Annotated in this window: 7 protein-coding genes; 6 read left to right on the forward strand and 1 reads right to left on the reverse strand. The window is 68.4% G+C overall.

Annotated features, from left to right (window positions below):
* Positions 1–159: 159 nt before the first annotated feature.
* Positions 160–2,907 (reverse strand): pyruvate dehydrogenase (acetyl-transferring), homodimeric type, encoded by a 2,748-nt coding sequence (gene aceE / locus ACFW01_RS03045; protein WP_234954288.1) that lies wholly within the window; start codon positions 2,905–2,907, stop codon positions 160–162.
* Positions 2,908–3,293: 386 nt separating this feature from the next.
* Between aceE and ACFW01_RS03050 the strand changes: the two genes are divergently transcribed.
* The 6 genes from ACFW01_RS03050 (at position 3,294) to ACFW01_RS03075 (ending at position 7,794) form a co-directional block, all read left to right on the forward strand.
* On the forward strand, positions 3,294–3,731 hold the full coding sequence (locus ACFW01_RS03050) for a DUF3052 domain-containing protein (RefSeq protein ID WP_166661640.1): 438 nt from the start codon (positions 3,294–3,296) through the stop codon (positions 3,729–3,731).
* Positions 3,732–3,855: 124 nt separating this feature from the next.
* Positions 3,856–4,314, forward strand: a complete 459-nt coding sequence (locus ACFW01_RS03055) for a peroxiredoxin (protein ID WP_125493419.1) — start codon at positions 3,856–3,858, stop codon at positions 4,312–4,314.
* A 139-nt stretch (positions 4,315–4,453) separates the two neighbouring features.
* Positions 4,454–5,029 (forward strand): calcium homeostasis/redox stress adaptation protein, encoded by a 576-nt coding sequence (locus ACFW01_RS03060; RefSeq protein WP_234954286.1) that lies wholly within the window; start codon positions 4,454–4,456, stop codon positions 5,027–5,029.
* 110 nt (positions 5,030–5,139) lie between these two features.
* Entirely contained in the window at positions 5,140–5,715 is a 576-nt protein-coding gene (locus ACFW01_RS03065) for a TerD family protein (RefSeq protein WP_234954284.1), read from the forward strand.
* Between the two features lie 49 nt (positions 5,716–5,764).
* The gene (locus ACFW01_RS03070) at positions 5,765–6,904 is read left to right on the forward strand and encodes a DUF475 domain-containing protein (protein ID WP_234954282.1); all 1,140 of its coding nucleotides are present in this window, start codon (positions 5,765–5,767) and stop codon (positions 6,902–6,904) included.
* 152 nt (positions 6,905–7,056) lie between these two features.
* Positions 7,057–7,794, forward strand: coding sequence for a Tellurium resistance (locus ACFW01_RS03075; RefSeq protein WP_234954280.1), 738 nt, complete (start codon positions 7,057–7,059; stop codon positions 7,792–7,794).
* Positions 7,795–7,910 lie beyond the last annotated feature (116 nt).

The raw sequence follows: 7,910 nt of genomic DNA on the forward strand, positions 1-7,910 counted from the left end.
TTTTCCCTGCGCGGGGGGGGGGGGGGGGGGGGGGGGGGGGGGGCTGTATCATCAAAACGCTTTTGGGCCGCGGCCCCGGCGCGCGGCTTGGTTTTTGGGGGCGGGGCCCCCCGGCCGGCCGGCCCCCCCCCCCCTCGTCGTGCGCTCACCGGGACACGGTCACGCGTCCCCGCCGGCCACGCCCGGGTCGGCCGCGGCGACGTCCAGCAGCCGGTACCGGTCGATCGCCTGCTTCAGCACCGACCGGTCGACCTTCCCCTCCCGCGCCAGCTCGCTCAGCACGGCCACCACGATCGACTCCGCGTCGATGTGGAAGAACCGCCGTGCGGCCCCGCGCGTGTCGGCGAACCCCCATCCGTCCGCGCCCAGCGACTGGTACGTCCCCGGCACCCACCGGGCGATCTGGTCCGGCACCGACCGCATCCAGTCGGACACGGCCACGAACGGCCCCTGCGCACCCGCCAGCTTCCGGGTCACCCAGGGCACGTGCTGCTCCTCCTCGGGGTGCAGCAGATTGTGCTCCTCGCACGCCACCGCCTCGCGCCGCAGCTCGTTCCAGGAGGTCGCCGACCAGACGTCGGCGCGTACGTTCCACTCCTCGGCGAGGATCCGCTGGGCCTGGACGGCCCACGGCACCGCGACCCCGGAGGCCATGATCTGCGCCGGGATCGAGCCGTCCGTGCCCTCGCTGAAGCGGTACACGCCCTTGAGGATGCCCTCGACGTCCACGCCCTCCGGTTCGGCCGGGTGCTGGATCGGCTCGTTGTAGACCGTGAGGTAGTAGAAGACGTCCTCGCCGTGCGGGTGCTGCTCGTCCCCGCCGTACATCCGGCGCAGGCCGTCCTTGACGATGTGCGCGATCTCGAAGCCGAACGCCGGGTCGTACGCCACGCACGCCGGGTTGGTCGAGGCCAGCAGCTGCGAGTGGCCGTCCGCGTGCTGGAGGCCCTCACCGGTCAGCGTCGTACGTCCCGCGGTCGCGCCCAGCACGAAACCGCGTGACAACTGGTCGCCCATCTGCCAGAACTGGTCGCCGGTGCGCTGGAAACCGAACATCGAGTAGAAGACGTAGACCGGGATGAGCGGCTCGCCGTGCGTCGCGTACGCCGAACCCGCCGCGATCAGCGAGGCCGTGCAGCCGGCCTCCGAGATGCCGTCGTGCAGCATCTGCCCGGTCGGCGCCTCCTTGTAGGCGAGCAGCAGCTCCCGGTCCACGGACTCGTACTGCTGCCCGAGCGGGTTGTAGATCTTCGCACTCGGGAAGAACGAGTCCATACCGAAGGTGCGGTACTCGTCCGGCGCGATCAGCACGAAACGCTTGCCGATCTCCTTGTCCCGCATGAGGTCTTTCAGTAGTCGCACAAAGGCCATCGTCGTCGCGATGGACTGCTGGCCCGACCCCTTCTTCACGGTCGCGTACGTCTTGTCGTCCGGCAGGGCGAGCGGCTTCGACCGCACGACGCGCGTCGGGACGTACCCGCCCAGACCCAGCCGGCGGTCGTGCATGTACTGCATCTCCTCCGTGTCCCGGCCCGGGTGGTAGTACGGCGGCGGGCCGGACTCCAGCTCCTGGTCGGAGATCGGCAGGTGCAGCCGGTCGCGGAAGCGCTTCAGGTCGTCGACCGTCAGCTTCTTCATCTGGTGGGTGGCGTTGCGGCCCTCGAAGTTCGGTCCGAGCGTCCAGCCCTTGACCGTCTTGGCCAGGATGACCGTCGGCTGGCCCTTGTGCTCCAGCGCCGCCTTGTAGGCCGCGTAGATCTTCCGGTGGTCGTGCCCGCCGCGCCCCAGGTGCAGGATCTGGTCGTCGGTCATGTTCTCGACCATCGCGCGCAGCCGGTGGTCGTCGCCGAAGAAGTGGTCGCGGATGTACGCGCCGGACTCGGTGGCGTACGTCTGGAACTGCCCGTCCGGCGTGGTGTTCATCCGGTTGACCAGCACACCGTCGCGGTCCTGGGCGAGCAGCGGGTCCCAGGTGCGGTCCCACACCAGCTTGATCACGTTCCAGCCGGCGCCGCGGAAGACCGACTCCAGCTCCTGGATGATCTTGCCGTTGCCGCGCACCGGGCCGTCCAGGCGCTGGAGGTTGCAGTTGACCACGAAGGTCAGGTTGTCCAGGCCCTCGCGGGCGGCGATGGAGAGCTGGCCCAGCGACTCCGGCTCGTCCATCTCGCCGTCGCCGAGGTAGGCCCACACGTGCGAACGCGAGGTGTCCGCGATCCCGCGCGCGTGCATGTAGCGGTTCATCCGCGCCTGGTAGATCGCGCCGATCGGGCCGAGACCCATCGAGACCGTCGGGAACTCCCAGAAGTCCGGCATCGACCGCGGGTGCGGATACGACGACAGGGCGTGCGGCGCCGCCGACTTCTCCTGCCGGAACCCGTCCAGGTGCTGCTCGCTGAGCCGGTCGAGCAGGAACGCGCGGGCGTAGATGCCCGGCGAGGCGTGCCCCTGGAAGAAGACCTGGTCACCGCCGTCACCGTCCTCCTTGCCCCGGAAGAAGTGGTTGAAGCCCACGTCGTACAGGGAGGCCGAGGAGGCGAACGTCGCGATGTGGCCGCCGACGCCGATACCGGGCCGCTGCGCCCGCGAGACCATCACCGCGGCGTTCCACCGGGTGGCGTTGAGGATCTTGCGCTCGATCTCCTCGTTGCCGGGGAAGAACGGCTCGCTCTTGGTCGGGATGGTGTTGACGTAGTCCGTGCTGCGCATCTCGGGCACGGCCACGCGCTTCTCGCGGGCGCGCTCGATCAGCCGCAGCATCAGGAAGCGGGCCCGCTCCCGGCCGCGCTCGTCGACGGCGGCGTCGAGGGAGTCGAGCCACTCCTGGGTTTCCTCGGGGTCGAAGTCAGGAACCTGACTCGGAAGGCCGCCAATGATGATCGGATTGCGATCGGATGCGGAAGCCACGCTGTTCCTTCGCTCTCAGAGGGCTACTTGGCCGGGTGTCTGCGCCGATTACCCGCCGGTTCCCCATCGTGTACCTCACGGGGGCAATCGTCATCTGTACCGTGGGGTAACCGGTTCCTTCGCGGGGATCGGGGGCACGTTCATTCGAGTCTCGTACCCACGCATGGTTCCCAAATACGCAAACGGGGCAGATAGGTGTGGTGTACGTCACCTTTGGTCTGGACGGCATGGCTGGAGTTGCGGCGACACGGCCGGGATCGTCACCGTTTCGGCGGTCCCAGACGCCGGGTACTTGCGCGATCGGTCCCGCCCGTGTGGACTACGGCCAAGCTTCGCGCACGCGCGAGGCCCGAGACATCTACCGAAACATGATCAGGAGGCAACCCGTGAGCGCGACCGCGGACCACGCGGAGGAGCGGACGAACCCTGCCGCCAGGCTGGGGTTCCAGCCCGGGCAGGTGGTCCAGGAGATCGGCTACGACGACGACGTCGACCAGGAGCTCCGCGAGGCCATTGAGGGCGCCGTCGAGGGCGAGCTGGTGGACGAGGACTACGAGGACGTGGCCGATGCCGTCGTGCTCTGGTTCCGCGACGACGACGGCGACCTGACGGATGCGCTGGTGGATGCCACCACGTACATCGAAGAGGGCGGGTCGATCCTCCTTCTCACGCCGAAGACCGGCCGTGATGGATACGTCGAGGCCAGCGACATCTCGGAAGCCGCGACGACCGCCGGACTGACGGCGTCCAAGAGCGTCAGCGTAGGCAAGGACTGGAGCGGCAGCCGGCTGGCGACGCCCAAGGCCGCCAAGTCCAAGCGGTAGCCGCACGGCCTCCGCACGATCCCGGACTCCGGACGGGCCGGCCTCGGTCGGCCCGTCCGCGGGTTCGCGATGATCCCTGCGTAGGGTGTTTGCAGCGAACACCTCCGGAAGGGACGAACAGGACATGGCGATCCAGGTCGGCGACAAGGCCCCCGACTTCGAGCTCAAGGACAACCACGGCGCGACCGTCCGGCTGTCCGACTTCCGCGGCCAGAAGAACGTGGTGCTGCTCTTCTACCCGTTCGCCTTCACCGGCGTGTGCACCGGCGAGCTGTGCGAGGTGCGCGACAACCTGCCGCAGTTCTCCGACCGCGACACCCAGGTGCTCGCCGTCTCCAACGACTCCATCCACACCCTGCGCGTCTTCGGCGAGCAGGAGGGCCTGGAGTACCCGCTGCTGTCCGACTTCTGGCCGCACGGCAACGTCTCGCGCTCCTACGGCGTCTTCGACGAGGACAAGGGCTGCGCCGTCCGCGGCACCTTCATCATCGACCGGGAGGGCGTCGTGCGCTGGACCGTCGTCAACGGTCTGCCGGACGCCCGTGACCTGAACGAGTACGTGAAGGCGCTCGACACCCTGTGACCCGGCACCCGTGCCCCGACACCGCGATTTGTCGGCCGCAGGGCCTGCGGGGGGCGGGAACCCGTCACTAGGATCGAATCGTTGATCCGATATCCACGCACTACGGGGCACCCCGCCCCCGGACACCAATGGAGGACTCGTGGGAGTCAGCCTCAGCAAGGGCGGCAACGTATCGCTGACCAAGGAGGCCCCGGGCCTGACCGCGGTCATCGTCGGTCTGGGGTGGGACATCCGCACCACGACCGGCACCGACTTCGACCTCGACGCCAGCGCGATGCTGCTGAACAGCGGCGGCAAGGTCGCCAGTGACGCGCACTTCGTCTTCTTCAACAACCTCAAGAGCCCGGACGGGTCCGTCGAGCACACCGGCGACAACCTCACCGGCGAGGGCGAGGGCGACGACGAGCAGATCAAGATCGACCTGGCCGCCGTCCCGGCCGACGTCGAGAAGATCACCTTCCCGGTGTCCATCTACGACGCCGAGAACCGCCAGCAGTCCTTCGGCCAGGTGCGCAACGCGTTCATCCGCGTCGTCAACCAGGCCGGCGGCGCCGAGATCGCCCGCTACGACCTGTCGGAGGACGCCTCCACGGAGACCGCGATGGTCTTCGGCGAGCTGTACCGGCACGGCGCGGAGTGGAAGTTCCGCGCCATCGGCCAGGGCTACGCCTCGGGCCTGCGCGGCATCGCCCAGGACTTCGGCGTGAACGTCTGAGCGACCAGAACCCGGGGCACTCGCCTCGATCGTCCGGCGCCGCACGGTTTACGTGCGGCGCCGGACGCGCAGGAACTCCAGAAATCATCACCCGGGGAGGGACCATCACCATGGGCGTCACGCTTGCCAAGGGCGGCAACGTCTCCCTGTCCAAGGCCGCACCGAACCTCACTCAGGTTCTGGTCGGACTCGGCTGGGACGCGCGTTCCACCACCGGAGCACCCTTCGACCTCGACGCCAGCGCCCTCGTGTGCGCCGGCGGCCGGGTGCTCGGCGACGAGTGGTTCGTGTTCTACAACCAGCTCAAGAGCCCGGACGGCTCGGTCGAGCACACCGGCGACAATCTCACCGGCGAGGGCGAGGGGGACGACGAGTCGGTCCTGGTCGACCTCTCCGCGGTGCCGGCCCACTGCGACAAGATCGTCTTCCCGGTCTCGATCCACCAGGCCGACGAGCGCGGCCAGGCCTTCGGCCAGGTCACCAACGCCTTCATCCGGGTCGTCAACCAGGCCGACGGCCAGGAACTCGCCCGCTACGACCTCAGCGAGGACGCTTCCACGGAGACCGCGATGATCTTCGGTGAGCTCTATCGCTACCAGGGTGAATGGAAGTTCCGCGCGGTGGGGCAGGGGTACGCGTCGGGGCTCCGAGGCATCGCTCTAGACTTCGGAGTCAACGTTTCGTAAAGCCGCGTACGGCGCGGGGGAGCCCCGTACACATACGATTGGGTAGCCAGTGGTTCTGAAAACCTTCGGGTGGTCGTTCGCGGTCACCGCGCTCGGCCTGGTGGCCGCGGTCTTCTACGGGGGGTGGACCGCCTTCGGTGTCGTGGCGATCCTGTCCGTCCTGGAGATCTCGCTGTCCTTCGACAACGCGGTGGTCAACGCCGGGATCCTGAAGAAGATGAATGCCTTCTGGCAGAAGATCTTCCTCACCATCGGCATCCTGATCGCCGTCTTCGGCATGCGCCTGGTCTTCCCGGTCGTCATCGTCGCGGTGAGCGCGTCCCTCGGCCCGATCGAGGCCGTCGACCTCGCCCTGACCGACAAGGACCGCTACCAGGAACTGGTGACGGACGCCCATCCGTCGATCGCCGCCTTCGGTGGCATGTTCCTCCTGATGATCTTCCTCGACTTCATCTTCGAGGACCGGGACATCAAGTGGCTCGGCTGGCTGGAGCGCCCGCTGTCCAAGCTCGGCAAGGTCGACATGCTGTCGGTCTGCATCGCCCTGGTCGTGCTGCTGGTCTCCGCGATCACCTTCGGTGCCCACGCGCACCAGCACGGCGGCACGCACGCCGACAAGGCGGAGACGGTCCTGCTCTCCGGTATCGCGGGTCTGATCACCTATCTGGTCGTCGGCGGCCTCTCCGGCTTCTTCGAGGAGAAGCTCGAAGAGGAGGAGGAGCGCGAGCACGAGGCGGAGGAGAAGGCCGAGCGCGAGGGCAAGCCCAAGTCGGCCGTCAAGCTGGCCGGCAAGGCCGCGTTCTTCATGTTCCTCTACCTGGAGGTCCTGGACGCGTCGTTCTCCTTCGACGGCGTCATCGGCGCCTTCGCCATCACCAACGACATCGTCCTGATGGCCCTCGGCCTCGGCATCGGCGCCATGTACGTCCGGTCGCTGACGGTCTACCTGGTCCGCCAGGGCACCCTCGACGACTACGTCTACCTGGAGCACGGCGCCCACTACGCCATCGGCGCCCTGGCCGTCATCCTGCTGGTGACCATCCAGTACGAGATCAACGAGATCATCACCGGCCTGATCGGTGTGGTCCTGATCGGCGCCTCCTTCTGGTCCTCCGTGCGCCGCAACCGCGCCATCGCGGCGGCCGGCGGCGGCGATCAGGAGAAGGCGGAGGTCTCCTCCGGGGTGTGACACCACTCCGTCCCCGGGCCGGGTACGCCCCCGGTGCGCCCGCACCACTGGTGTGAACCCGGCCCGGACGAGGAACGCTCTGAGCGGGGCGGCCGACGAGGACGACTCCTCGGGGCCGCCCCGTCGGCGGTCGAAACAAGGTGGGGGCGATCATGGGCTTCTTGGACGGACTGTGGCGCGGCCGCGAGTCCGAGTTCGACTCGGGCAGCGCGGCGACCAACTCCATCCAGCTGACCAAACGGCACAGCCAGGTGTCCCTGACCAAGCAGGGCGCGGCCACCGGCCACCTGCGCGTCAACCTGGCCTGGCGCATGCGCACGTCGGACATCATGGGCGCCCAGCGGGAGAGCCTGCTGCGGCACCCCTTCAAGGCGCTCAAGCCGCCGGAGGTCGTCGGCCACAGCCAGAGCATGGTCAACGTAGACCTCGACCTCGGCTGCCTCTACGAACTCATGGACGGCACCCGCGGCGTCGTCCAGCCGCTCGGCGGCTTCCTGGGCGACGTCAACGCCCCGCCCTACGTCAAGCTCAGCGGCGACGACCGCTTCGGCTCGGCCTCCGGCGAGACGATATACGTCAACCTGGACCACAAGGACGCCATCAAGCGCCTCCTGCTCTTCGCCTACATCTACGACCAGACTCCGGCATTCGACCGGACGCACGCCATCGTCACGCTCTACCCGAGCAACGGCCCCCGCATCGAGATAGGCCTCGACGAACGCCATCCCCAGGCCCGCTCCTGCGCCGTGGTGATGATCGAGAACGTCAAGGGCGAGATCTTCGTCCGCCGCGAGGTGAAGTTCGTGTACGGCTTCCAGGGCGAACTGGACCGGCTCTACGGCTGGGGCCTGCAGTGGGGCCGCGGCCACAAGAGCAAGGCGGACCGCTAGGTCGTGTCCGCAAAGTCCTGCCGTCCGCCCGGAGGGCGGGCCCCGCGGCGTCCGGTGCGTGCTCTGGGGGTCCCCCCGGCCGGAGGCTGGGGGAGTGCCGGGCGCAGCCCCTCGTA

The organism is Streptomyces sp. NPDC058985 (assembly GCF_042740985.1).
Classification (GTDB): Bacteria; Actinomycetota; Actinomycetes; order Streptomycetales; family Streptomycetaceae; genus Streptomyces.